This is a genomic window from Curtobacterium sp. SL109, assembly GCF_026672405.1.
Taxonomy (GTDB): domain Bacteria; phylum Actinomycetota; class Actinomycetes; order Actinomycetales; family Microbacteriaceae; genus Curtobacterium.
Genome location: NZ_JAPPRB010000002.1, coordinates 2,131,069 through 2,154,533 on the forward strand (window position 1 = coordinate 2,131,069; position 23,465 = coordinate 2,154,533).

Annotated in this window: 20 protein-coding genes and 2 tRNA genes; 15 read left to right on the forward strand and 7 right to left on the reverse strand. The window is 70.3% G+C overall.

Annotated features, from left to right (window positions below; translation table 11 throughout):
- Positions 1-731: 731 nt before the first annotated feature.
- From OVA28_RS11540 to OVA28_RS11575, 8 genes are all read left to right on the forward strand, one after another.
- Positions 732-2,351, forward strand: a complete 1,620-nt coding sequence (locus tag OVA28_RS11540; RefSeq protein WP_194661162.1) for an ABC transporter substrate-binding protein — start codon at positions 732-734, stop codon at positions 2,349-2,351.
- Between the two features lie 72 nt (positions 2,352-2,423).
- Positions 2,424-3,515, forward strand: coding sequence for an ABC transporter permease (locus OVA28_RS11545; RefSeq protein WP_194661161.1), 1,092 nt, complete (start codon positions 2,424-2,426; stop codon positions 3,513-3,515).
- 2 nt (positions 3,516-3,517) lie between these two features.
- The gene (locus OVA28_RS11550; RefSeq protein ID WP_268097041.1) at positions 3,518-4,516 is read left to right on the forward strand and encodes an ABC transporter permease; all 999 of its coding nucleotides are present in this window, start codon (positions 3,518-3,520) and stop codon (positions 4,514-4,516) included.
- Positions 4,513-6,198 (forward strand): ABC transporter ATP-binding protein, encoded by a 1,686-nt coding sequence (locus tag OVA28_RS11555; protein WP_268097042.1) that lies wholly within the window; start codon positions 4,513-4,515, stop codon positions 6,196-6,198. The genes OVA28_RS11550 and OVA28_RS11555 overlap by 4 nt, the downstream gene beginning before the upstream one ends.
- 146 nt (positions 6,199-6,344) lie before the next feature.
- On the forward strand, positions 6,345-7,289 hold the full coding sequence (locus OVA28_RS11560) for an ATP-binding cassette domain-containing protein (RefSeq protein ID WP_268097043.1): 945 nt from the start codon (positions 6,345-6,347) through the stop codon (positions 7,287-7,289).
- Positions 7,286-8,296: a D-isomer specific 2-hydroxyacid dehydrogenase family protein gene (locus OVA28_RS11565; protein ID WP_268097044.1), complete on the forward strand. Its 1,011-nt coding sequence runs from the start codon at positions 7,286-7,288 to the stop codon at positions 8,294-8,296. The genes OVA28_RS11560 and OVA28_RS11565 overlap by 4 nt, the downstream gene beginning before the upstream one ends.
- Positions 8,297-8,423: 127 nt before the next feature.
- Positions 8,424-8,496, forward strand: a tRNA-Asn gene (locus OVA28_RS11570).
- Positions 8,497-8,618: 122 nt separating this feature from the next.
- Positions 8,619-9,113, forward strand: coding sequence for a hypothetical protein (locus tag OVA28_RS11575; RefSeq protein ID WP_268097045.1), 495 nt, complete (start codon positions 8,619-8,621; stop codon positions 9,111-9,113).
- A gap of 89 nt (positions 9,114-9,202) precedes the next feature.
- Here the strand turns inward: OVA28_RS11575 and def are convergent, their stop codons facing one another.
- Complete coding sequence (gene def / locus OVA28_RS11580) at positions 9,203-9,778, reverse strand: peptide deformylase (RefSeq protein WP_268097046.1); 576 nt, start codon at positions 9,776-9,778, stop codon at positions 9,203-9,205.
- A 39-nt stretch (positions 9,779-9,817) separates the two neighbouring features.
- Here def and OVA28_RS11585 point away from each other — a divergent pair, with 39 nt between their 5' ends.
- The 6 genes from OVA28_RS11585 (at position 9,818) to OVA28_RS11610 (ending at position 14,860) form a co-directional block, all read left to right on the forward strand.
- Positions 9,818-10,732, forward strand: a complete 915-nt coding sequence (locus OVA28_RS11585; protein WP_194661155.1) for a multidrug DMT transporter permease — start codon at positions 9,818-9,820, stop codon at positions 10,730-10,732.
- Positions 10,733-10,863: 131 nt separating this feature from the next.
- Positions 10,864-12,066 carry a glycosyltransferase gene (locus OVA28_RS11590; RefSeq protein ID WP_268097047.1) on the forward strand — a complete coding sequence of 401 codons (1,203 nt, stop codon included), beginning with the start codon at positions 10,864-10,866 and terminating at the stop codon, positions 12,064-12,066.
- 12 nt (positions 12,067-12,078) lie between these two features.
- Positions 12,079-12,153, forward strand: a tRNA-Ile gene (locus tag OVA28_RS11595).
- Positions 12,154-12,269: 116 nt separating this feature from the next.
- Positions 12,270-13,406, forward strand: a complete 1,137-nt coding sequence (locus OVA28_RS11600; protein WP_194661154.1) for an AI-2E family transporter — start codon at positions 12,270-12,272, stop codon at positions 13,404-13,406.
- Positions 13,403-14,203, forward strand: a complete 801-nt coding sequence (locus tag OVA28_RS11605; RefSeq protein WP_268097048.1) for a DUF1684 domain-containing protein — start codon at positions 13,403-13,405, stop codon at positions 14,201-14,203. Before OVA28_RS11600 ends, OVA28_RS11605 begins: the two co-directional genes overlap by 4 nt.
- Positions 14,204-14,359: 156 nt before the next feature.
- The gene (locus OVA28_RS11610) at positions 14,360-14,860 is read left to right on the forward strand and encodes a DUF3145 domain-containing protein (protein WP_194625965.1); all 501 of its coding nucleotides are present in this window, start codon (positions 14,360-14,362) and stop codon (positions 14,858-14,860) included.
- 150 nt (positions 14,861-15,010) lie between these two features.
- On the opposite strand, the gene OVA28_RS11615 is transcribed toward OVA28_RS11610, so the two are convergent.
- The 6 genes from OVA28_RS11615 to aceE form a co-directional block, all read right to left on the reverse strand.
- Complete coding sequence (locus OVA28_RS11615) at positions 15,011-16,255, reverse strand: beta-ketoacyl-[acyl-carrier-protein] synthase family protein (RefSeq protein WP_268097049.1); 1,245 nt, start codon at positions 16,253-16,255, stop codon at positions 15,011-15,013.
- Positions 16,256-16,348: 93 nt separating this feature from the next.
- The gene (locus OVA28_RS11620; protein WP_071275967.1) at positions 16,349-16,597 is read right to left on the reverse strand and encodes an acyl carrier protein; all 249 of its coding nucleotides are present in this window, start codon (positions 16,595-16,597) and stop codon (positions 16,349-16,351) included.
- 103 nt (positions 16,598-16,700) lie between these two features.
- Positions 16,701-17,738 carry a beta-ketoacyl-ACP synthase III gene (locus tag OVA28_RS11625; RefSeq protein WP_442780781.1) on the reverse strand — a complete coding sequence of 346 codons (1,038 nt, stop codon included), beginning with the start codon at positions 17,736-17,738 and terminating at the stop codon, positions 16,701-16,703.
- A complete protein-coding gene (locus tag OVA28_RS11630) occupies positions 17,735-18,664 on the reverse strand; it encodes an ACP S-malonyltransferase (RefSeq protein ID WP_268097050.1) in 930 nt (309 codons plus the stop codon). The genes OVA28_RS11625 and OVA28_RS11630 overlap by 4 nt, the downstream gene beginning before the upstream one ends.
- Positions 18,665-18,742: 78 nt before the next feature.
- Positions 18,743-19,966: a PucR family transcriptional regulator gene (locus OVA28_RS11635; protein WP_194661149.1), complete on the reverse strand. Its 1,224-nt coding sequence runs from the start codon at positions 19,964-19,966 to the stop codon at positions 18,743-18,745.
- A 7-nt stretch (positions 19,967-19,973) separates the two neighbouring features.
- Positions 19,974-22,718: a pyruvate dehydrogenase (acetyl-transferring), homodimeric type gene (gene aceE, locus OVA28_RS11640; RefSeq protein WP_268097051.1), complete on the reverse strand. Its 2,745-nt coding sequence runs from the start codon at positions 22,716-22,718 to the stop codon at positions 19,974-19,976.
- Positions 22,719-22,954: 236 nt separating this feature from the next.
- Here aceE and OVA28_RS11645 point away from each other — a divergent pair, with 236 nt between their 5' ends.
- Entirely contained in the window at positions 22,955-23,443 is a 489-nt protein-coding gene (locus OVA28_RS11645) for a peroxiredoxin (RefSeq protein WP_194661147.1), read from the forward strand.
- Positions 23,444-23,465: the final 22 nt, after the last annotated feature.

Consider the following 23,465-nt stretch of genomic DNA (forward strand, 5'->3'; position numbering starts at 1 on the left):
GCGCGCCGAGTGGTCACGAGGCGTCGGTCGGGGCGCGCGCGGCCGACGGGACGTGGCCGCTCGGCGGAGCTGAGCGGGGTGTTGTGACCACTCGCACTCAGCGGACGGGCGACCCCGTCGCTGAGATCGCACTTCGTGTCGCGACGCGATGCGCGGAGCCGACGCGAAGTGCGATCTCAGCGCGCCCCGGGTGGGGTTTGCCGGGCGCGGCGGGCGTGGGGGACGTGGGGTGAGCCTCCTGACCGGGCGGGACACACCGTGGGTCGGGCGTCGAGTGGTCACTGGGCGTCGGTTGGGGTGTGTGCGGCCGACGGGACGTGGCCGCTCGGCGGAGCTGAGCGGGGTGTCGTGACCACTCGCACTCGGGACGCGACGGCCGACCCGCTGAGATCGCACTCCGTGTCGCGACGCGGTGCGGGGAGCCGACGCGAAGTGCGATCCCAGCGCACCGGCGGCGCACCGGCGGGGTCCGAGCGGCGCAGCGACGACCCGCGCGACCACGTGCACGACTCCGTTGCAGTGCGCAACGAACGTGCGCGCCGCGCCGCATCCGACTAGCGGAATCGTGCGCCACGCGGCACCGTCCCGCGTTACAGCGGTGTAAACAAACAGCCCCCGCGGGACGGAGTTCCGTGGCAGGGTGTCTCCCAATGAGTGTTCCTGGTCGGGCACACAGTCGTTCCACCTCCCGTCCAGGAGCTCCTGCAACCAACACCAGAGAGGCATCGGACATGGCATCCGTGACCAAGTGGGGCAAGCGCACCCTCGCGCTCGGCGCCGGAGCAGCAGCGACCGCGCTGGTGCTGACCGGCTGCGCGGGCGGCGGCAGCGGCAGCTCCGACGACCTGAACGGCCTGATCATCGGCACGACCGACAAGATCACGTCGCTCGACCCGGCGGGCTCCTACGACAACGGCTCCTTCGCCGTCCAGAACCAGGTCTTCCCGTTCCTGATGAACACCCCGACGGGCAGCCCGGACGTCAAGCCGGACATCGCCACGAAGGGCGAGTTCACCGACCCGACGACGTACGAGGTCACCCTGAAGAAGGGCCTCGAGTTCGCGAACGGCAACAAGCTCACCTCGAGCGACGTCAAGTTCTCGTTCGACCGTGACCTGAAGATCAAGAACGACAACGGCCCGTGGTCGCTGCTCGCGAACCTCAAGAGCATCGACACGCCGAACGCCACCACGGTCGTGTTCCACCTCGACCACGCCGACCAGACCTGGCCGCAGGTGCTCTCCAGCCCCGCCGGCCCGATCGTGGACGAGGACGTCTTCTCGGCGACCAAGCTCACGAGCGCGGCGGACATCGTCAAGGGCAACGCCTTCGCGGGGCAGTACGTCATCAAGTCCTACAAGGAGAACGACCTCATCTCCTACGAGGCCAACCCCAAGTACGATGGGGTCCTCGACAAGGCGAAGACCAAGGACGTCACCGCCCAGTACTTCACCAAGGAGACCGACCTCAAGCTCGCGGTCCAGAAGGGCGACGTCGACGTGGCGTACCGCTCCCTGACCCCGACCGACATCTCCTCGCTCCGCAAGGACAGCAAGCTGCAGGTCATCGACGGCCCCGGCGGCGAGATCCGCTACGTGGTCTTCAACTTCAAGACGCAGCCCTTCGGCACCGGCCAGTCCGACGCCGACACGACGAAGGCCCTGGCCGTGCGCCAGGCCGTCGCCGACGTCGTCGACCGCGACGAGCTCGCCAAGGAGGTCTACAACAACACCTACACGCCCGTGTACTCGATGGTGCCGGACGGCCTCACCGGTGCTGCGACGCCGTTCAAGTCGCTCTACGGTGACGGCAACGGTGCCCCGGACGTCGAGAAGGCGAAGAAGACCCTCTCGGACGCCGGTGTGTCGGGCAAGATCGAGCTCGACATCCAGTACTCGCCGGACCACTACGGTTCGGCCTCGGACGACGAGTACGCGACGCTGAAGACCCAGCTCGAGAACTCCGGCCTGTTCACCGTCAACATCCAGTCGACGGTCTACACGACCTACGCCGTGGACCGCACGAAGGACGCCTACCCGCTGTACCAGCTCGGCTGGTTCCCGGACTTCTCGGACGCGGACAACTACCTCTCGCCGTTCTTCACGAAGGACAACTTCGTGCAGAACCACTACGACGACCCGACCATCCAGGGTCTGATCGCCGACGAGCAGGAAGAGTCCGACAAGGACAAGCGCGCCGACATCATCGAGCAGGCCCAGCAGCGCGAGGCCGAGCAGATCTCGACCCTGCCGCTCCTGCAGGGCAAGTCGGTGGCCGTCGCCGGCAAGGGCGTCAAGGGCGTCACGCTCGACGCGTCCTTCAAGTTCCGCTACGGGACGATCAGCAAGTAACCCGACGCACGACAAGGGGCGCTCCCACGAGGAGCGCCCCTTGTCCGCGTCCTGCGAAAGGCACCCATCCCTGTGACCCTCACGAACCCCGAGGCGATCGACACGGAGCCCACGAAGCCACAGGCACAGCGACGTGCCAGCGGCGGCGGCCTCGGTCGGTACGTCTTCGTCCGCTTCCTCCTCATCTTCCCGACCGTGTTCATCCTGGTGACACTGGTCTTCTTCCTGATGCGTGTCGTCGGGAACCCGATCACCGCCTCGGTCGGCGGGCGACTCACGCCGACGCAGCTGCAGGAACGCCTGCACGCCGCCGGGTACGACCGCCCCGTGATCGTCCAGTACCTCGAGTACCTCGGACAGATCGTCCGCGGTGACTTCGGCTCGTCGGTCACCGACAACCGCCCGGTCACCGAGATCATCCTGCAGTACGGCGGTGCGACCGCGGAGCTCGTGTTCTACGCGCTCATCGTCGCTCTCGTGCTCGGCATCCCGCTCGGCATGCTCGCCGCGTACCTGCGCGACAAGTGGCCGGACGTGCTGCTCCGCGCGCTCGCGATCCTGACGTACGCGACGCCGGTGTTCTTCGGCGGCCTGCTGCTCAAGCTCGTGTTCTCGGTCTGGCTCGACTGGCTGCCGCTCGGCGACCGGGCGTCGACCCGCGCACAGCTCATCCTCGACCGCATCGAGAACCCCACCGGGGTGTTCCTCATCGACGCGATCCGGACCGGCAACGGCCAGATCATCAGCGACGTCCTCCAGCACGCGGTCCTGCCGGCGCTGACGCTCGGGCTGCTGACGGCCGGCATCTTCCTGCGCCTGGTGCGCGCGAACATGATCGGCTCCCTCGGCTCCGAGTACGTCGACGCCGCCCGGTCCCGCGGTGTGCGCGAGTCGCGGCTCGTCCGGACGCACGCGTTCCGCCCGGCCCTCGTGCCGATCATCACGGTCATGGGCCTGCAGATCGCCATGTTGCTCGGTGGTTCGGTGCTCACCGAGACGACCTTCGGCTGGCGCGGGCTCGGCTTCGAGCTCAACCAGTACCTGTCCGCCCGTGACTTCGTCGCCGTGCAGGGCATCGTCGCGATGCTGGCGGTGATCGTCGCCGTCACGAACTTCGTCGTCGACGTCGTCGCGGCGCTCATCGACCCGAGAGTGAGGTTCTGACGATGTCCGACATCACCCTCGTCGACCGCCACGAGCCGCTCTGGAAGCGGCTCCCCGTCGTCGTCCAGCTCCGTCGGAGCACCGGATGGCAGCGCGCCATGCTCATCGTCGGCGTGGTCATCTGCGCCCTGTACCTGCTCGTCGCCGTCTTGGCCCCGCTCATCGCGCCGTACGGCTTCGGTGACCAGCAGACCGCGGACGGCACGAACTTCCCGCGCACGGGTGCGCCGAGCGCCGACCACATCTGGGGCACCACGGTCGGCGGGCTGGACGTCTTCAGCCGCGTCGTCTACGGCGCACGGACCGCGGTGCTCGTCGTCATCGTCGCCGTCGTCGTGTCCATCGCGATCGGCGTCGTGCTCGGCATGGTCTCCGGGTACATCGGCGGCTGGCTCGACCGCGTCCTCGTGGTCGTCGCCGACGCCATCTACGCCTTCCCGTCCCTGCTGCTCGCGATCGTCGTCTCGATCGTGGTGTCCGGGGGCAACTCGGACTACTGGGGTGGCATCACGGCCGCGGCGATCTCGATCACCGTGGTCTACATCCCGCAGTACTTCCGCGTGGTCCGGGCCGAGGCCGTCCGGCTGAAGAACGACGCCTTCGTGGAGTCGGCCCGCGTGATCGGCACGAATCCGTGGCGCATCATGACCCGGCACGTCCTGCGGAACTCGACGAGGTCCCTGCCGCTCATCCTCACCCTGAACGCGAGCGACGCGGTGCTGACCCTGGCCGGCCTCGGCTTCCTCGGGTTCGGCATCGGCCCGACCCAGGGCGCCGAGTGGGGCTACGACCTCAGCCGCGCACTGTCCGACGTCGCGAGCGGCGTCTGGTGGACCGGTGTCTACCCGGGCATCGCGATCGTGCTGCTCGTCCTCGGGGTCACGTTCATCGGCGAGAGCCTCAACGACATCTCCGATCCCCGTCTGCGTGCGCGCCGGCGGCTGAAGCAGCTGGTCTCCACGCGCGACAAGGCGACCAGCGCGGAAGGGGCAGCAGCATGACCGACGCAACCACGAGCCTCCAGAACGAGCCGGTGGTCGTCGTCGACGACCTCACCGTCACCTTCGCCACCGACGGCGGCGCCGTCGACGCGGTCAAGGGCGTCAGCATCGACGTCCGACCCGGCGAGGTCCTGGCCCTGGTCGGCGAGTCCGGCTCGGGCAAGTCCGTGACCGCGCGCAGCATGCTGCGGCTGATGCCGGAGACGGCGACGCTCGGCGGTGCCGTGTTCCTCGACGGCACCGACGTCGTGTCCGTCGGCGCGCAGAAGCTGCGGGAGCTCCGTGGGACGGCCGGCGCGATGGTGTTCCAGGAGCCGTCGACGGCACTCAACCCGGTCTTCACGGTCGGGTGGCAGATCGCCGAGGGCCTGCGGGCGCACGGCGGTGTCTCCAGGAAAGAAGCGCGCGTCAAGGCGATCGACTACCTGCGCCGCGTCGGCATCCCCGACCCCGAGCAGCGCGTCGACCACTACCCGCACCAGTTCTCCGGCGGGCAGAAGCAGCGCGTCGTGATCGCGAGCGCCCTGGCCCTCGAGCCGAGCGTCATCATCGCCGACGAGCCGACCACCGCCCTCGACGTGACGGTGCAGGCCGAGATCCTCGACCTGCTGCGTCGCTGCCGTGACGAGTTCGGCGCAGCGATCGTCATCATCACGCACAACATGGGCGTCGTCGCCGACCTGGCCGACCGCGTCGCCGTGATGTACCAGGGCGAGATCGTCGAGGAGGCCCCGGTCGCACAGCTCTTCGGCGACCCGCAGGCCGACTACACGAAGCGCCTGCTCGCAGCCGTGCCCCGGCTCGAGGCGAGCACCGGTGTCGCCCGTCGTGCCCTCATCACCGAGGACGTCGCACCGGTCGTGTCGGCGAGGGGCCTGGAGATCGAGTACCCCGGCCGCTTCGGCGCCCCGGCGTTCCGCGCGGTCAAGGGCGTCGACCTGGCGATCCGGCCCGGCGAGGTCCTCGGCCTGGTGGGGGAGTCCGGCTCCGGCAAGACCACCATCGGCCGGGCGATCGCCGGCTTGACGAAGATCACCGGCGGGTCCCTCAACGTGCTCGGCACCGAGATGCTCGGGTACAAGGAGCGGGACTTCAAGCGGTTGCGCAAGGACATCGGGTTCGTCTTCCAGGACCCGGCGACCTCGTTCAACCCGCTGCTGACGATCGCCGAGTGCGTCGCCGAGCCACTCGTCGTCCACGGGGTCGCGTCGTCGCCCCGGGCCGCGCGCAAGCAGGTCGACGAGCTGATGGAGGCCGTCCAGCTGCCCGCCGCGTACGGCGACCGGTACCCCCACGAGCTCTCCGGTGGGCAGCGCCAGCGCGCCTCGCTCGCCCGGTCGCTCGCGCTCCGGCCGAAGCTGCTCATCGCCGACGAGCCGACGAGTGCGCTCGACGTCTCGGTGCAGGCCCGCGTCCTGGAGCTCTTCCTCGAGCTGCAGCAGGACTTCGGCTTCGCGTCGCTGTTCATCAGCCACGACCTGGCGGTCGTCGGGGCGCTCTCCGACCGGATCGCCGTGCTCTACCGCGGCGACCTGGTCGAGACGGGCACGACGGCGGAGGTCCTCGGGTCGCCGCAGCACCCGTACACGCAGCGGCTCCTGGCGTCGCTGCCGGTGCCGGACCCGGCAGAGCAGGCGGAGCGACGGCGTACGCTGGAACGACTGGACCGCGCCGGGTCCTGACACCCGGTCCACCCACCCTGGAGGCCCGCCCCGCGTCGACGACGCAGGTCGAGCCTCCAGGGTGCTGGTGTCCAGAGCACCACGTACGTCGCGCGGACACCCGCTGTCCGCGCTGCGCCGCCAGGGGGCGGCGCGGAGAGGGTTCCATGAGCGGGGTCAACGGCCCGGCGGTCGTCGCCGACGACGTCTCCATCGAGTACCGGGTACCCGGCGGACGGCCCATCCGGGCCGTCGACGGCATCACCCTCACCGTCGGGACCGGCGAGATCCTCGCGGTCCTCGGCGAGTCCGGCTCCGGCAAGTCGAGCTTCGCGGCGGCCGTGGCCGGCCAGCTCGGCGCCCGCGGTGAGGGCGAGGGCGCGCACCGACGGCACATCGTCGGGGGCGAGCTCACCGTGCTCGGGCAGCGGATCCGCGGGCTGCGGCCGTCCTCCCGTCGCCTCGGCCGCCTGACCGGACGGATCGGGTACCTCTCCCAGGACGCCGCCGACCGGCTGAGCCCCGACCTGACCGTCGGCGAGGCCATCGCGGAACCGATCTACGCCCGGGACCGCCGCTTCGACCGCAAGGAAGCCGGGCTCATCGTCGCGCGGCTCGTCGACGCCGTGCACCTGCCGCTCGGCGTCATGCGGCTGAACACGTGGGAGCTCTCGAGCGGGCAGCGGCAGCGCGTGGCGCTCGCGCAGGCACTCGTCCTCGAACCCCAGCTGCTCGTCGCCGACGAACCCGCGCGCGGCGTGGACGTGCTCGTGCGCCAGTCGGTGCTCGAGGCCCTCGCGAGCCTCCAGCGCAACCGACAGTTCTCCGCGGTCGTCGTGTCGAGCGACCTCCGCGAGGCCAGGGCACTCGCCGACCGGGTCGCCGTCATGGCCGAGGGACGACTCGTCGGCCTCGGCACCTTCGACGAGGTCCTCGACAGCCCGGTCGACCCGTACGTCCGGACGCTCGCCGCCACCGCGGCACGCCCGGTGAAGCGCCCGACGACCGCCGCCGCCGGGGCTCCCCGCCGGTCGGCCGCACCCCGCCGCCCGGCGACCGCCGGCGCCGGCACCAGCATCAGCACCAGCACCCCCCGACAGGAGCAGCAGTGAGCGACACCGACGTCCAGCCCCGCGGCCACCGAGCCGTCGTCACCGACGCCGGAGCACCGCTCCCCGTGAGCACGCCGGCGGCCGGCCCCGTGGCGATCCTCCCGGCGCCGACCGACCTGCACGTGTCGGCGGTGTCCGAGGCCGGCGGGACGGTCGCCGACCTCGGCGAGGACACCCGCGGGATCGTCTGGCTCGACGCCCGCGACCCGTCCGGGCTCGCACAGGCGCTCGAGTCCGCGCCGTCGGTGTCCTGGGGGCAGCTGCCCTTCGCCGGGGTCGGCGCCTTCGCCCACCTGATCCGCGAGCACGGCGACCGCGTGCTGTTCACCTCGGCCAAGGGCGCCTACGCGGAGCCCGTGGCCGAGCACGCGCTCGCGCTGACCCTCGCCACGCTGCGGGTCCTGCCGAAGCGTGCCCGGGTCCGGTCGTGGGGGACCGAGCCCGAGGGCGTCTCGCTCTACGGCCGGTCCGTGGTGGTCATCGGTGCCGGGGGCATCGCGCTGGAGTACCTCCGGCTGCTCGCCCCGTTCGAGGTCGACGTGACCGTGGTCCGCCGCTCCTCCGCACCGGTGCCAGGAGCCGCCCGCACCGTGACGACGGACCAGCTCGACGCCGTGCTGCCGGACGCCGACGTCGTGATGATCGCCGCCGCGATGACCGACGACACGTCGAAGCTCCTCGGCGCGGCGCAGTTCGCACTGATGAAGCCCTCCGCCCGGCTCGTGAACATCGCCCGCGGTGGCCTCGTCGACACCGACGCCCTGGTCGAGGCCCTGCACGCCGGGGACATCGCCGGCGCCGGCCTCGACGTGACCGACCCGGAGCCGCTGCCCGACGGCCACCCGCTGTGGTACGCCCCCGGCGTCGTCATCACCCCGCACCAGGCAGACACCCAGGAGATGGTGGAGCCACTGCTCGCCGAGCGCGTGCGGCACAACGTGACGGCGTTCCTGACGGAGTCCGGCGAGGGCTTCGTCGGCGTCGTGGACCCGGCCGCCGGCTACTGATCGCCGACCGCGCTGCCCCGGGCCGTCCGGGCGGCGCGCCCGGGGTGCGTGTCGGATGCGCGGGTGCCGTTCGATGTCCTGCTATGCTGTTACCCGTTGTCCAGACCGGTTCCGGCAGGGCAGCTGATCCTCGATAGCTCAATTGGCAGAGCAGCCGGCTGTTAACCGGCAGGTTGTTGGTTCGAGTCCAACTCGGGGAGCGTCAGGCCCTCACCGTCAGGTGGGGGCCTTTTCGTGTCCCAGGGCGCGTTCGTGCGCTCGGCGCTCCCGGTTCGGAGCCGCTGCCCATGTGGCGGCGGCTCCTACCTGTTAGCGTTCACAGGTGCTCTCTGTCCGCCGTACCACCGCCGCAGCGCTCTCCGCCGCGGTGCTCGTGGCGTGCGGTCTCGCCGGGTGCACGGTGCAGGCGGAGTCCGAGCCCGACGACGCCGTCGACAGCACCCCCTCGTCGCAGGTCGAGGCCTCGGGCACCGCACCGATCGTCTTCGCGTTCGTCTGCCGCGTCGACGACTCCGACCGCACCGAGACCTACACGACGTACTCCGCCGTGTGGAAGGACGCCCGCTCGGACTGCCGCGCCGAGCGCATCACCGGGACCGAGGCCTCGGCGCAGCAGCGGGCAGCCGTCACCGCAGCGGACGGCGCCGCCTCGCTCGAGGACCTCGCCACGACCTGTGCGATGACGGGCCACGGTGCCTGGACGTCCGCGATCACGTCGGACCACGACGCGCACGTGGCGGCCGGTCTGGCGGAGTACTGCCCGGGCCACCCGGAGATGGACCACCTGCACGACGCGATCGCGGCGTACCGGGGCTGAGCGGAGCCTCCTGGCCGGGGCGTCAGCTGTGCCGGCCGTGGCGTCAGCTGTGCCGGCCGCGGCGTCAGCTGTGCTGGTGGTGGCGGGCGTCAGCCCTCGGGGTGGTCGCGGCCGGGCAGCCACGACTGTCCGGGACCGCCCCAGCTGTGCTTCTTGACCGCCTTCTGGACCTGCTTCGCCCACGGGTGCACGAGGCGGTCCGTGTAGAGCAGCCCGTCGAGGTGGTCGAACTCGTGCTGGAAGACGCGGGCGAGCCAGCCATGGGCCTCGATCTCGAACGGTTCCCCGTGCTCGTCGACCGCGCGGAGCAGTGCGCCCTGCGAGCGGCGGAGCGGGAAGCGCAGACCCGGCACCGAGAGGCAGCCCTCGGACTCCTCGTCCTCGTCGAGTTCCTCCACGGACTCGGGTTCCGGGGGAGTGATCCACAGGACGGGGTTCACCGCGACGCCACGCCAGTGCACGCCGTCGTCATCGACGTACGAGTACACGAACAGGCGCTTGCCGACCCCGACCTGCGGCCCGGCCAGCCCGACGCCCGGCGCCAGGTCCATCGTCTCGAACATGTCCTGCACCAGGGCGCGCAGGTCGTCGTCGAAGACGGTGACCGCTTCGGCGGGTTCGTGCAGGACGGGTTCACCGGTGATCCGGATCGGGAGGACGGCCATTCACCCAGGTTATCGGGAGCAGGACGGTACCCTCGACCCGTGACGCCGGACCTCCAGCTGCCCGCCGCAGTGAGCAACCTGACGCCGTTCCAGGCGCTGATGATCCCTGTGGCCCTGGTCGGCGCGGTGTTCCTGTCGCTCGGCGCGCAGTTCCAGAGCCGCGGGGTCAAGCGGGTCGAGGCCCGGCTCGGCAAGCAGTCACAGGGCCTCAGCATCCGACACGTCATGGCGCTGGTCGGCAGCGGGTACTGGGTGCTCGGCACGCTCATGCTCGGGATCGCCGTCGTCCTCCAGCTCGTCAGCATCACGTTCGCGCCGTTGATCGTCGTGCAGCCGCTCGGTGCCGTCGCGCTCGTCATCACGACGTGGTTCTCGTCACGGTCCTCCGGTGTCCCGCTCGGCCAGGCAGCCCGCCGCGCCGTGTGGACCTGCATCGTCGGCGTCGGCATCTTCGTCTGCATCGCGGCGTTCGTCGGCCGCGAGACGGCGATCACGCGCGGCGAACTCGTCACGGTCCTGGTGGTCCTGGCGGTCGTGCTGGTCCTGGTGCTGGTGTCGTTCCGGGTCGTCGCGAAGCACAAGAGCGCGCTCTACTACATCATCGGCGCCGGCGTGCTCTACGGATTCGTCGCGACGCTCGCCAAGGTCACCCTGAACCGCTTCGTCAACCACACGTTCGACTGGGTCACCGTGCTGGCCATCGTCGGGGTCGTCGTCGCGGCGTCCCTCGGCGGGTACTTCGTGCAGAACGCCTACTCGGCGGGCTCGGCCGACCTGGTCATCGCCGGGCTCACCGTCGTCGACCCGATCGTGGCCGTCGGCATCGGGGTCATCGTGCTGAACGAGGCCGACGGGGCCCCGGTCGTCGCCGTGCTCGGGTTCGTGGTCGCCGCCGCGATCGCCGTCACCGGGGTGTTCCTGCTCGCGAAACACCACCCGGAAGCGCGGCGCTAGGCCGCCCACACGTCAGCCGCGCGGCTGACGTGGCCGGACCGAGCGGTACGGTAGCGTTCCAAGCCCAGACCATCCCGGCACCCGAGCAGCACCGGAACCGGACGAAGGCCCAGGAGAGGACGACGCCCGCCGTGTCAGCAGACGCCACCCCCGTACCGCAGGACCACCCGGCGGAGCACCACCCACTCCGGGTCCTCATGGCCGCCGACACGTTCGCACCGGACGTGAACGGTGCCGCGACCTTCACCGAGCAGCTCGCCGTCGGCCTGGCCGAACGTGGCCACGAGGTCCACATCATCGCCCCGGCCGCCAACCGCCACCACGGCACGTACGAGGAAGAGCACCACGGCGTCATCCTCACCGTGCACCGGCTGCCGTCCTACAAGTGGCCGCTCCACGCCTGGCTGCGCTTCGCCTGGCCCTGGACGGTGCGCCGACACGTCGCACCGCTGATCGACGCGATCAAGCCCGACGTCGTGCACATCCAGTCGCACATCATCATCGGCCGCGGCGTCGCCCGCGAAGCCCACGACCGCGGCATCCGCATCATCGCGACGAACCACTTCATGCCGGAGAACCTGCTCGAGTACACGCCGTTCGGGCGCTTCACGCTGCCGATCGCGCTGAAGATCGCCTGGAACGACGCCGCGAAGACCTACCGGCTCGCCGACGTCATCTCCACGCCGACGAACCTCGCGGCGGACTACCTCCGCAAGGCGATCGCCGGGCAGCGCGTCCTCGCGATCTCCTGCGGCATCGACGCCTCCCGGTACGTGGCCCGCGAAGGACGCCCCGTCGGCAACGACATCGTGTTCGTCGGACGCGTCGCCCCGGAGAAGAACCTCGACGTCCTGTTCCGGGCACTGCCGCTGCTGCCGGCGGAACTCCACGCCACGATCACCATCGTCGGCGACGGCGAGATGATCCCGAAGCTGACCGCCCAGGCGAAGGAGCTCGGCATCGAGGACCGTGTCACCTTCCTCGGGTTCGTCTCCGACGAGGTCAAGTACCGCGCGCTGACGAACGCCACCGTCTTCGCGATGCCCTCGACCGCCGAGCTGCAGAGCATCGCCTCGCTCGAGGGCATGGCGTCCGGCCTGCCCGTCGTCGCGGCGAACTCGATGGCCCTGCCGCACCTCATCGACGGCAACGGGTACCTGTTCGAGCCGGGCGACGAGCAGGACCTCGCCGCGAAGCTCGCGCTCGTCCTGACCGCGTCCGACGAGGACTACGTCGCGCTGCGGGGGCGCAGCCTGGCCATGATCGAAGCGCACGACATCAACCGCACGCTCGCCACGTTCGAGGCGCTGTATCGTGGGGAGCCGGTGGCCTAGGCCTGCCGACGAGGGGCGGTAGCCAAGCTGGTCAAGGCAGTCTGCTCATAACGGAACGATTCGCGGGTTCGAGTCCCGCCCGCCCCACGTAGTCGCACCACCAGCGCGGGTTCGAGAAGTCCCGACACTGGCCCGCCCACGTAGTCGCACCACGGCGCTGCCCCTGCTGGGAGCGCGAGGATCCGAGAGGCCGCCCGCCCACCATGCACCTGCGTCGCCGACGGAACGCCCCCCACGGCGTCGACACCCCCGGCCCCACCCCAAACGTCGTGTTCGAGGCCTCCCGCGAGGGCACCGGTGTCCGCGTCAACGCCTTCCGCATCGGCTTCATGGGCGGGATCGGCGTCCTCGTGGCGCTCCTGGCCGGGTCGCTCATCGGCCAGCTCTCGACGGTCCTGGTCTACATCGGGGTGGCCCTGTTCATCGCGCTCGGCCTCGACCCGCTCGTCACGTTCATGGAGCGGTACGTCCCACGGTGGCTCGCGATCCTCGCGGTCGTCGTCACCGTGCTGGCGGCCTTCGCGGGCGTGGTGTTCGCGGTGGTCCCGATCCTCATCACCCAGGCGACGAACCTGGTGCAGAACTTCCCCCAGATCGTGCAGGACCTCTCCGGCCAGCAGTGGGTGCAGGACCTGTCGAAGCAGCTCAACGGCTCCTTCGACGTCAACCACGCGCTGCAGTCGCTGCAGTCGTTCGTGGAGGACCCGGGCAACCTGCTGAGCCTCGGTGGTGGCATCCTCGCCGTCGGCAGCGGGATCCTCTCGGGCATCACCGGCGCCCTCATCGTGCTCATCCTGATGCTCTACTTCCTCGCGTCGATGCGGGGCATGAAGCGGATGATGTACCGCTTCGTCCCGGCGTCACGCCGCGAGAACTACATCGCCGTCAGCGAGGAGGTCACCTCGTCCGTCGGTCGCTACGTCGTCGGGCAGATCACCCAGGCCGGCATCAACGGCGTGTTGAGCCTCGCCCTGCTGATCATCATCGGTGCGCCGCTGCCCGTGCTGCTCGCGACCTTCGCCTTCCTCGGCTCGCTGATCCCGCTCGTCGGCACGATCAGCGCCGCCGTCGTGATCTCGCTGCTGTGCTTCTTCGCCTCGCCGGCGACCGCCCTGACCGCTGCGGTCTACTACCTCGTGTACATGCAGGTCGAGTCCTACGTGATCTCCCCGCGCATCATGTCGCGGGCCGTGCAGGTGCCCGGGGCACTCGTGGTCATCGCGGCCGTGGCCGGAGCCACCATCGGCGGGGTGCTCGGCGCCCTCGTGGCCGTCCCGGTCGCCGCGTCCGTGATCATCATCGTGCAGAAGGTCATCTACCCGCGGCAGGAACAGGCATGACCGACATCGACGCCCGCGACCGCTGGGCCCGCAGCGCCCGAGGCCCCCTCGCGCTCGTGAACGCCCAGCGCGTCGACGAACCGCAGCAGGTCTGGCCCGTCCCCGGGACCTGGTCGCCGGCGGTCGGCGGGCTGCAGGTCACCGCGACGGAGGCCGACGGCGTCACCGTGGACGGCCTCCCGGTCGACGGCACGGTCCTGGTGGCAGGCGACGACGCCGTGGTCGCGTCCACGGTCGCCTTCCCCGACGGCATGGCCGGCACGGTCGCCGCCAGCGGTGGCGGGCACACCCTGCGCATCTGGGACCCGTCCGCCGACGCCGTCGGCCGCTTCGCGCGCATCGACCGGTTCCCGCCGTCGGACCTGGTCACGTCCGGCACGTACACACCGGCAGACGGCCAGGAGGCTCGGGGGAGCGTCCTCGACGCCGCCGGCGAACCGCTCGTGGTCGCCGGCACGATCGACACCACGATCCGTGGTGTGGACGCCAGGCTCCTCGCGGTCCGGTCGGCACCGTTCGGCGGTTCGGCACGCCTGCAGCTCATCGTCCAGGACGCCACGAGCGCGCTGCCCGAGGACGACCCCGGCAGCTCGTACTCGATGGGGCGGTTCCTGTTCGTCGCCGACCCGGGCGGTCCGGCCGACGTCGAGCTCGACTGGAACGACCTGGTCCTGCCACCGTGTGCGTTCTCGTACCAGTACGCGTGCCCGATCCCGCCGCCGGAGAACCGCCTGTCGGTGGCGCTCCACGCCGGGGAACGGCACCCGCTCGACGTCGACGGGGCAGTCTTCCACTGATCCACCCGGCGTCCTTGCCGTACACAGCCGCAGCCCTGCATAATGGGCGTGTCCGCGAGGACATCACAATCGCATATCGATGGTTCCGTGGTGCGCTGCACCGGGTCCCTCCAGCACAGGTCGATGGGGAAGTCGCACCTGATGATCGGAGGAACCATGACCGGGACTGCGTCGGGAGTGCTCTACGTGCACTCCTCCCCACGCGCGCTCTGCCCCCATGTCGAATGGGCAGCAGGTCGCGCGATGAGTCGCGCCGTGAACTTCTCCTGGTTGGACCAGCCGGCACAGGACGGCTCGCGCCGCACCGAGTACACGTGGACCGGTGCCGTCGGCACGGGTGCCGCGATCGCCTCTGCGCTGCGCGGGTGGGAACACCTCCGGTACGAGGTCACCGAGGAGCCCACCGCGGCGTCTGACGGCGGCCGGTGGATGCACACGCCTGACCTCGGCGTCTTCTACGCGCAGACCGACGTCACCGGCAACATGGTCATCCCCGAGGACCGCGTTCGCTACGCGATGGAAGTCGCCGGGAGCAACGCCCTCGAACTGCACCGTGAACTGCGACTGGCGCTCGGACAGGCCTGGGACGACGAACTCGAGCCGTTCCGCCACGCTGCCGAGGGCAACCCCGTCGTCTGGCTCCACCGCGTGGGCTGACACCGCGTCCGCCACGACGCCCCCCCGATCCCGCGAGACGCCGCCGAACACGGCGGCGTCTCGTGTGTCCGGGGGTGTCCCACGTCGACGAGGGGCATCGCAAGCAGAACGGCCGCAGCCGGCGAGGGCTGCGGCCGTTCGTGGCATCGATCAGACGGAGCGGAACGCGACGACGGCGTTGTGCCCGCCGAAGCCGAACGAGTTGCTCACGGCGAGCAGGTCGCCCGCGGGGAGCTCGCGCGGCGACGTCGCGACGTCCATGACGATCTCCGGGTCCTGCTCGGTGAGGTTGATCGTCGGCGGTGCGATGCGGTTGTGCAGCGCGAGGGCGGTGAAGACGGCCTCGATCGCACCGGCACCTCCGAGGAGGTGACCCGTCGACGCCTTGGTCGCCGAGACGACGACGGAGTCGAGGTGGTCGCCGAAGACGCGGCGCATCGCGTGGTACTCGGCGATGTCCCCGACGGGCGTCGACGTGGCGTGGGCATTGACGTGGACGACGTCCTCGCGTGAGGCGCCGGCGTGGTCGAGCGCCATCAGGACGGCACGAGCGGCAGCGCTGCCCTCGGGGTCCGGAGCCGTGATGTGGAAGGCGTCCGAGGTGATGCCGGCACCGGCGACCTCGGCGTAGATCTTCGCGCCGCGGGCCTCGGCGTGTTCCTTGGTCTCGAGGATGAGCGCCGCGGCGCCGTCCGCGAGCACGAAGCCGTCGCGCGTGACGTCGTACGGACGCGACGCGGTCTCGGGGGAGTCATTGCGGCGGGACAGGGCCTGCATCGCGGCGAACGAGGCGAGCGGCATCGGGTGCAGCGCGGCCTCGGCGCCACCGGCGATGACGATGTCGGCCTCACCGGTCGCGACGTGGCGGTACGCCTCGGCGAGGGACTCGGTGGAGGACGCGCACGCCGAGAGGTAGGTGCGTGCGCCACCACGGGCGCCGAACTCCATCTCGATCGCCGCCGCGGGGCCGTTGGCCATGAGCATCGGCACCGTCATCGGCAGGACGCGGCGGGGGCCCTTCTCGCGGAGGGTGTCCCAGGCGTCGAGCAGCGTGTTGACGCCGCCGATGCCGGTCGCCCAGTCCACGATGAGGCGTTCGGGGACGACGGTCTCGGCGTCGATGCCGGCGTCGGCCCAGGCTTCACGGGCGGCGATGAGCGAGAGCTGCGACGACGGGTCGAAGCGCTTGGTCTCGGGGCGCGTGAGCTGGTCGGTGATCCAGTGGCGTGCCTGGCCGGCGAACTCGACGGGGAGCTCGAGCGCGGCGAAGCGCGGGTCTTCGATCCTGGTGATGCCGGACTTGCCCGCGAGCAGGGCGTCCCAGGTCTCCGTGGCAGTCGCAGCGAGAGGGGTGATCGCACCGATCCCGGTGACGACGACGGTCTTGTTGGTCATGGAACGACTTGTCTCTTCAGTGGTGGACATGGAGAACGCCGTGGCCGGGGACCGGGAGGTCGAGCCGGACCACGGCGTTCAGGGAAGTTCGTGTCAGGCCTGGGCCTTGACGATGAAGTCGACGGCGTCACCGACGGTCTTGAGGTTCTTGACCTCTTCGTCCGGGATCTTGACGTCGAACTTCTCTTCGGCGTTCACGACGATGGTCATCATCGAGATGGAGTCGATGTCGAGGTCGTCGGTGAAGGACTTGTCCGACTGCACCGTGTCGGTGGCGATGCCGGTCTCGTCGTTGATCAGCTCGGCCAGGCCGGCGAGGACTTCTTCGTTGGACAGGGCCATGATGGTGTCTCCTTGAGGGGGGTGTCGTTTGACCGTTGATCAGCCTAGGGCACGGGGTGGTCCCGCGCCCGCAGCCGTGCGGGACTGTGCGAAAGCGGATGTCCTACGGGAGGACGACGACCTGCGCCCCGAAGACGAGGCCGGCGCCGAATCCGATCTGCAGGGCGAGGCCGCCCGACAGGTCCGGGTGCTCCTCGAGCAGGCGGTGGGTGGCGAGCGGGATGCTCGCCGCTGAGGTGTTGCCGGTGGTCGTGATGTCGCGACCGATCATCACCGAGTCGGGGATGCCGAGCTGCTTGGCGAACTCGTCGATGATGCGGATGTTGGCCTGGTGCGGGACGAAGGCGGCGAGCTGGTCCGGACGGACGCCGGCGGTCTCGAGCGCTTCACGTGCGACCTTGACCATCTCCCAGACGGCCCAGCGGAAGACAGTCTGACCGGCCTGCCGGATCGTCGGCCGGGCGGCGCCGGCCTGCCACTCGTTGAACGTGGCAGTCATGCCGATCGCGTCCCACTTGGAGCCGTCGGAGCCCCAGATGGTGGGCGCGATGCCCGGGAAGTCGCTCGGGCCGACGACCGCTGCGCCGGCACCGTCACCGAGCAGGAACGAGATCGAGCGGTCGGTGGGGTCGACGATGTCGCTGAGCTTCTCGGCGCCGACGACGAGCACGTGGTCGGCGATGCCGGACTTCACGAACGAGTCGGCCTGCGCGATGCCGTAGGCGTACCCGGCGCACGCGGCGCTGATGTCGTACGCGGCGGCCGGTGTGGCACCGATGCGCTCGGCGAGCAGCGCGGCCATCGACGGGGTGGCGACGGTGTTCGTGACGGTGCTGACGAGCACGACGCCGATCTGGTCGGGAGTGAGACCGGCCTTGGCTATGGCCTCGAGCGCTGCGGCCTCGGCGAGGTCGACGGCCTCGACGTCGGCACCGGCGCGCATCCGCGTGACGATCCCGGTGCGCTGGCGGATCCACTCGTCGGACGAGTCGATCGGGCCGATCAGGTCGTCGTTCGGCACCGTGAGTTCGCCGCGGGCGGCGCCGAACGCCATGATGCGGCTGAACTCGTGGCCGCGGCGCTGCGCGAGCACGGGACGCGCGGCGGCGTCGGGCTGGGTGGAGTCGGGGGTGAGGGTCATGCGGGTACCTCTTCGGTCGTGAGGAGCTCGATCGCGGCGGGCAGGTCCTCGGGGGACTTGACCGCCACGGTCGGGGTGCCGCGGAGGCCGCGCTTGGCGAGCCCCACGAGGGCACCGGCGGGTGCGAGTTCGATGATCCCGGTGACGCCGGCCTGCTGGAAGGACGTCATGACGGCGTCCCAGTGCACGGGGTTGGCGATCTGCTGGACCATGAGGTCGACGAACCGACGGCCGTCGTCGACGCGGGAGCCATCGGCGTTGGTCCAGATCGGCAGGGTGGGGTCCGCGACGGCAGCGGCAGCGGCGACGGGAGCGACACGGTCGACCGCGGGGGCCATGTACCGCGTGTGGAACGCACCGGCGACGGCGAGGGGGATCACCCGGGCCTTCGTCGGGGGAGCGGCGACGAGCGCGGCGACGGCGTCCGCGCTGCCGGCGACGACGGTCTGCCCGCCGCCGTTGTGGTTCGCCGGCACGAGGCCGTGGGCTTCGAGGGCCTGCGCGACCTCGTCGGGGTCGCCACCGAGGACGGCTGCCATCGAGGTGGGTTCGAGCGCCGCGGCGTCCGCCATGGCCCGGCCGCGCTCGGCGACCAGGGCGACGGCGTCGGTCGGCTGCAGGATGCCGGCGACCGCGGCGGCCGTGAATTCGCCGACCGAGTGCCCGGCGACGCCGCCGACGTGCGCTCGGCGACCGTCGGCGAGGAGGGCGTCGGCCGTGATGAGCCCGGCAGCGACGATGAGCGGCTGCGCGAGCGCGGTGTCCTTGATCGTCTCCGCGTCGGACTCGGTGCCGTGCTTCGCGAGGTCGACGCCGATGGCCTCGGACCACTCCCCGATGCGGTCACGGACGGCGGCGTCCTCGAGCCAGGGCGCGAGGAATCCGGGGGTCTGGGAGCCCTGTCCGGGCGCGACGACGACGATCACCGGACAATCCTTGCCCTCGGACAGGGTCGCGCCCGTGTGGACTCCCGACACGAATCGGGTCGAGACATTGTGGGACCTCTACCGTCGGCCGACGCGGCGACGACCGGCGGTCGACTCTGACATCGCCCCGAGGATGAGCGCCGACTGCACGATGAGGGCGTCTCGGGCGTGGGTGGCGTCCCACCCGATGATGTCCGCGACGCGGCGCAGACGGTAGCGCACGGTGTTCGGGTGCACGAAGAGCTCGCGCGCGGTGGCCTCGAGCGAGCGCCCGGTGTCGAGGTAGCACCAGAGCGTCTGCAGGAGCTCCGTGGACTGGTCCTTCAGCGGCACGTAGATGCGCTGGACCAGGGCAGACCGCGCGAGGGGGTCACCGGCGAGTGCCCGCTCGGGGAGCAGGTCGTCGGCGAGGGCAGGACGGGGTGCACCACGCCACGCACGGGCCACGGCGAACCCGGCGAGGGCGGCCTTGGCCGACGTGGAGGCGTCGACGACCCCGGCGACCTCGTTGCCGAGCACCAGGTGCCCCTCGCCGAAGAGCGGTTCGAGCGACTGCGCGATGGCGGTGAAGGACACCGGTTCCTCGCCCTCGGGGACGTCGTCCCGCGGGGTGGCCCGACCGATGACGACCACGAGCCGGGAGCCCTGCACACCGATGAGCACGTCGGCGTCCATGTGGCGGGCGGTCCGGCGCACCTGGTCGACCTCGAGCTGCTTGGGGGCGGTGCCGACGAGCACCGCGACCTCGCCGTGGCCGTGCCAGCCGAGCGCAGCGATCCGCGACGGCAGTTCGTCGTCGTACTCGCCGGAGAGGATCGAGTCGACCACGAGGGCCTCGAGCCGGGCGTCCCACAGCCCGCGGGCCTCGGCGGCCCGGGCGTAGACGTCGGCGGCCGCGAAGGCGATGTCCCGCGAGTACTTCAAGATGGCCTCTTGCAGCATCTCGTCGTCCTTGGCGCGTTCCTCGACCACGGTCACGACGACCCGGATGAGCTGCAGGGTCTGCTGCAGGCTCACCGAGCGCAGGAGTTCCCGGGGCGCGGAGCCGAACACGTCGGCCGCGGCGATCCAGGGCGTGGAGGCACTGCCTTCGAGCCAGGAGATGAACGAGGTGATGCCGGCCTGCGCCACCATGCCGACCGCGGAACGGCGCCCGGGCGGCATCTCGCTGTACCAGGGGAGCGTGTCCTCGAGCCGCTTGATGGTGGCGGTGGACAGCTCGCCCGACACCTGCCGGAGCCAGGAGAGCGCCCGTTCACGGTCGTTCTCCCGGCTCGCGGCATCGGTGCGGACAGTCGTCACCGGGTGATCAGTTCTCGCCGCCGGCGCTGCCCGTGGTGCCGGCGGTCACGTCGTGCAGGCGGTACTTGTCGATGGCCTGCTGGACGAGTGCCGCGTCGACTTTGCCCTGGCGGGCGAGCTGCTGCAGCGTCCGCACGACGACCGAGGGGCCGTCGATGTGGAAGAAGCGGCGGGCGGCCGGGCGGGTGTCGGAGAAGCCGAACCCATCGGCGCCGAGCGTGGCGTAGTCCGTCGGGACGAACGGGCGGATCTGCTCCTGCACCAGGTGCATGAAGTCGCTGACGGCGACGACGGGGCCCTCGGTGCCGAGCAGGCGCTCGGTGACGTACGGCGTGCGGGGCTGCTCGTTCGGGTTGAGGAACGCGTGCTGCTCCGCCGCGACACCGTCGCGGTACAGCTCACCCCAGCTCGTGACGCTCCAGACGTCGGCGGACACGCCCCAGTCCTCGGCGAGGAGCTGCTGGGCCTCGAGGATCCACGGCACGGCGACACCGGAGGCCAGGAGCTGCGCCTTCGGGCCGTCGTGGTCGCTGCCCTTGAGCAGGTACATGCCCTTGGTGATGCCCTCGACGTCGACGCCCTCGGGCTCGGCCGGCTGCACGATCGGCTCGTTGTAGACCGTCAGGTAGTACATGACGTTCGGGTCGTCGTGCTTCGGCGAGCCGTCCTCGTTCGTGCCGTACATCCGGTCGAGGCCGGCCTGCACGATGTGCCCGATCTCGTAGCCGTAGGCCGGGTCGTAGGACACGACCGCGGGGTTCGACGCGGCGAGGAGCGGCGAGTGGCCGTCGGCGTGCTGCAGGCCCTCACCGGTCAGGGTGGTGCGGCCGGCGGTGGCACCGATCATGAACCCGCGGGTCATCTGGTCCCCGGCGGCCCAGATGGCGTCGCCGGTGCGCTGGAACCCGAACATCGAGTAGAAGACGTAGACCGGGATGAGCGGCTCGCCCTGCGTCGAGTACGAGGTGCCGACGGCCGTGAAGGCGGCGAGGGCGCCGGCTTCGTTGATGCCGACGTGGATGATCTGGCCCTGCGGGCTCTCCTTGTACGCCAGGAGCAGCTCGCGGTCGACCGACGTGTAGTGCTGGCCGTTCGGGTTGTAGATCTTCGCCGTCGGGAAGTAGGCGTCCATGCCGAAGGTGCGGGCTTCGTCCGGGATGATCGGCACCACGCGGTTGCCGAAGTCCGGGGAGCGGAGCAGGTCCTTGAGCAGTCGGGCGAACGCCATGGTGGTGGCGATCTCCTGCTTGCCGGAGCCCTTCTTGACGACCTGGTACTTGGCGTCGTCCGGCAGCGTGATGGACGTGTACTTCGTCCGGCGCTCGGGGACGTACCCACCGAGCGCGGCGCGGCGCTCGTGCATGTACTGGATCGCCTCGTCGTCGTTGCCCGGGTGGTAGTACGGCGGCGTGTAGGGGTTCTCCTCGAGCTGGGCGTCGGAGATCGGGATGCGCATCTCGTCGCGGAACTGCTTGAGGTTGTCGAGCGTCAGCTTCTTCATCTGGTGGGTCGCGTTGCGGCCCTCGAAGCTCGGGCCGAGGCCGTAGCCCTTGACCGTCTTCGCGAGGATGACGGTCGGCTGGCCCTTGTGCTCCGATGCGGCCTTGAACGCCGCGTACACCTTGCGGTAGTCGTGCCCACCGCGCTTGAGGTTCCAGATCTGGTCGTCGGTGTAGTCCTTGACCAGCTCGAGCGCCTTCGGGTCGCGCCCGAAGAAGTTCTCGCGGACGTAGGCACCGTTCTCGGCCTTGTACGTCTGGTAGTCGCCGTCCGGCGTCTGGTTCATCAGGTTGAGCAGGGCGCCCTCGGTGTCGCGGGCGAGCAGGTCGTCCCACTCGCGGCCCCAGACGACCTTGATGACGTTCCATCCGGCACCGCGGAAGAAGGCCTCGAGCTCCTGGATGATCTTGCCGTTGCCGCGGACCGGTCCGTCGAGGCGCTGCAGGTTGCAGTTGATGACGAAGTTGAGGTTGTCGAGGCCGTCGTTCGCCGCGACCTGCAGCTGGCCGCGGGACTCGACCTCGTCCATCTCGCCGTCACCGAGGAACGCCCAGACCTGCTGGTCCGATGCGTCCTTGATGCCGCGGTTGGTCAGGTACTTGGCCTGCTGTGCCTGGTAGATCGCGTTGATCGGGCCGATGCCCATCGACACGGTCGGGAACTGCCAGAAGTGCGGCATGAGGCGCGGGTGCGGGTAGGACGACAGCCCACCGCCGGCGTGGGACTTCTCCTGGCGGAAGCCGTCGAGCTGGTCCTCGCCGAGACGGCCTTCCAGGTACGCGCGGGCGTACATGCCGGGGGAGGCGTGGCCCTGGAAGAAGACCTGGTCGCCACCGGAGGCGTGGTCCTGCGCGCGGAAGAAGTGGTTGTAGCCGACCTCGTACATGGCGGCGCTCGACGCGTACGTCGAGATGTGCCCACCGACGGCGATGCCGGGGCGCTGGGCGCGGTGCACCGTGACGGCCGCGTTCCAGCGGATCCACCGGCGGTACCGGCGCTCGAGTTCCTCGTCACCCGGGAACTCGGGCTCGTCCTCTGGTGCGATGGTGTTCACGTAGTCGGTCGTCGGGACCATCGGCACGCCGAGGTGCAGCTCGTTCGAGCGCTTCAGCAGTCCCTGCATGATCTCGCGAGCCCGCTGGTGGCCCTGGGCCGCGACCAGACCGTCGAGGGACTCACGCCACTCGGCGGTCTCCTCCGGGTCCTGGTCGGTTCCTGCGGTGCTGCGCGGGTCCTGGTCGTTCACCGTCACCGTTGACCTCGTTCGTTCTCGTGGTGGGGACATGGTCGGCCCACCGATCGATCGGGTCGCGACCGGCGGCGGGAGCCTCGTCCACCTTAGGCCCCACGGCAGACAGACAGCCTGGGTGGACAGGTCCTTGCGTTCACGTGTCGTCGGCGTACGATTGCCGATCGTGCCTGCCGCAGACCGTGCGCAGGCGTGGATCGACGGGCACACCCGCAGCCCGAGGAAGAAGCACACGCCTGATGGCACTGGATGTCGGCTCGCTCGCGCCGGACTTCGAACTCCCGAACCAGTTCGGTGAGCACGTCCGCCTCAGCGACCACCGTGGCTCCCGCCCGGTCGCACTCGTCTTCTTCCCGCTCGCGTTCTCGTCGACGTGCACGAGCGAGTTGTGCGAACTCCGCGACAACATCGCGATGTTCCAGGACAACCGCATCGAGCTCATCGGCATCTCCGTCGACTCCAAGGCCACGCTCCGCTCGTTCGCCGACCAGAACGGCTACGACTTCGACCTGCTCGCCGACTTCTGGCCGCACGGTGCGGTGTCGAAGGAGTACGGCGTGTTCCTCGAGCACAAGGGCTTCGCGAACCGCGCCACCTTCGTCATCGACGTGCAGGGCCGCATCCGCGCCTCGATCATCTCCGAGCCCGGCATCGCCCGCGACGTCACCGAGTACCGCGCCGCACTCGACAAGCTGGCGGCCTGCTCCACCCCCGTCGCGGTCGGCTAGCCAACCACCGACGGGTCCGGCT

What these genes read in the sequence shown, in the direction of transcription:
- OVA28_RS11540 (WP_194661162.1), top strand. Translation starts at nt 732, where the DNA reads ATGGCATCCGTGACCAAGTGGGGCAAGCGCACCCTCGCGCTCGGCGCC.
- OVA28_RS11550 (WP_268097041.1), top strand. Translation starts at nt 3,518, where the DNA reads ATGTCCGACATCACCCTCGTCGACCGCCACGAGCCGCTCTGGAAGCGG.
- OVA28_RS11555 (WP_268097042.1), top strand. Translation starts at nt 4,513, where the DNA reads ATGACCGACGCAACCACGAGCCTCCAGAACGAGCCGGTGGTCGTCGTC.
- OVA28_RS11560 (WP_268097043.1), top strand. Translation starts at nt 6,345, where the DNA reads ATGAGCGGGGTCAACGGCCCGGCGGTCGTCGCCGACGACGTCTCCATC.
- def (WP_268097046.1), bottom strand. Translation starts at nt 9,778, where the DNA reads ATGGCCGTCCTCCCGATCCGGATCACCGGTGAACCCGTCCTGCACGAA.
- OVA28_RS11600 (WP_194661154.1), top strand. Translation starts at nt 12,270, where the DNA reads ATGCACCTGCGTCGCCGACGGAACGCCCCCCACGGCGTCGACACCCCC.
- OVA28_RS11605 (WP_268097048.1), top strand. Translation starts at nt 13,403, where the DNA reads ATGACCGACATCGACGCCCGCGACCGCTGGGCCCGCAGCGCCCGAGGC.
- OVA28_RS11610 (WP_194625965.1), top strand. Translation starts at nt 14,360, where the DNA reads ATGACCGGGACTGCGTCGGGAGTGCTCTACGTGCACTCCTCCCCACGC.
- OVA28_RS11615 (WP_268097049.1), bottom strand. Translation starts at nt 16,255, where the DNA reads ATGACCAACAAGACCGTCGTCGTCACCGGGATCGGTGCGATCACCCCT.
- OVA28_RS11620 (WP_071275967.1), bottom strand. Translation starts at nt 16,597, where the DNA reads ATGGCCCTGTCCAACGAAGAAGTCCTCGCCGGCCTGGCCGAGCTGATC.
- OVA28_RS11625 (WP_442780781.1), bottom strand. Translation starts at nt 17,738, where the DNA reads ATGACCCTCACCCCCGACTCCACCCAGCCCGACGCCGCCGCGCGTCCC.
- OVA28_RS11645 (WP_194661147.1), top strand. Translation starts at nt 22,955, where the DNA reads ATGGCACTGGATGTCGGCTCGCTCGCGCCGGACTTCGAACTCCCGAAC.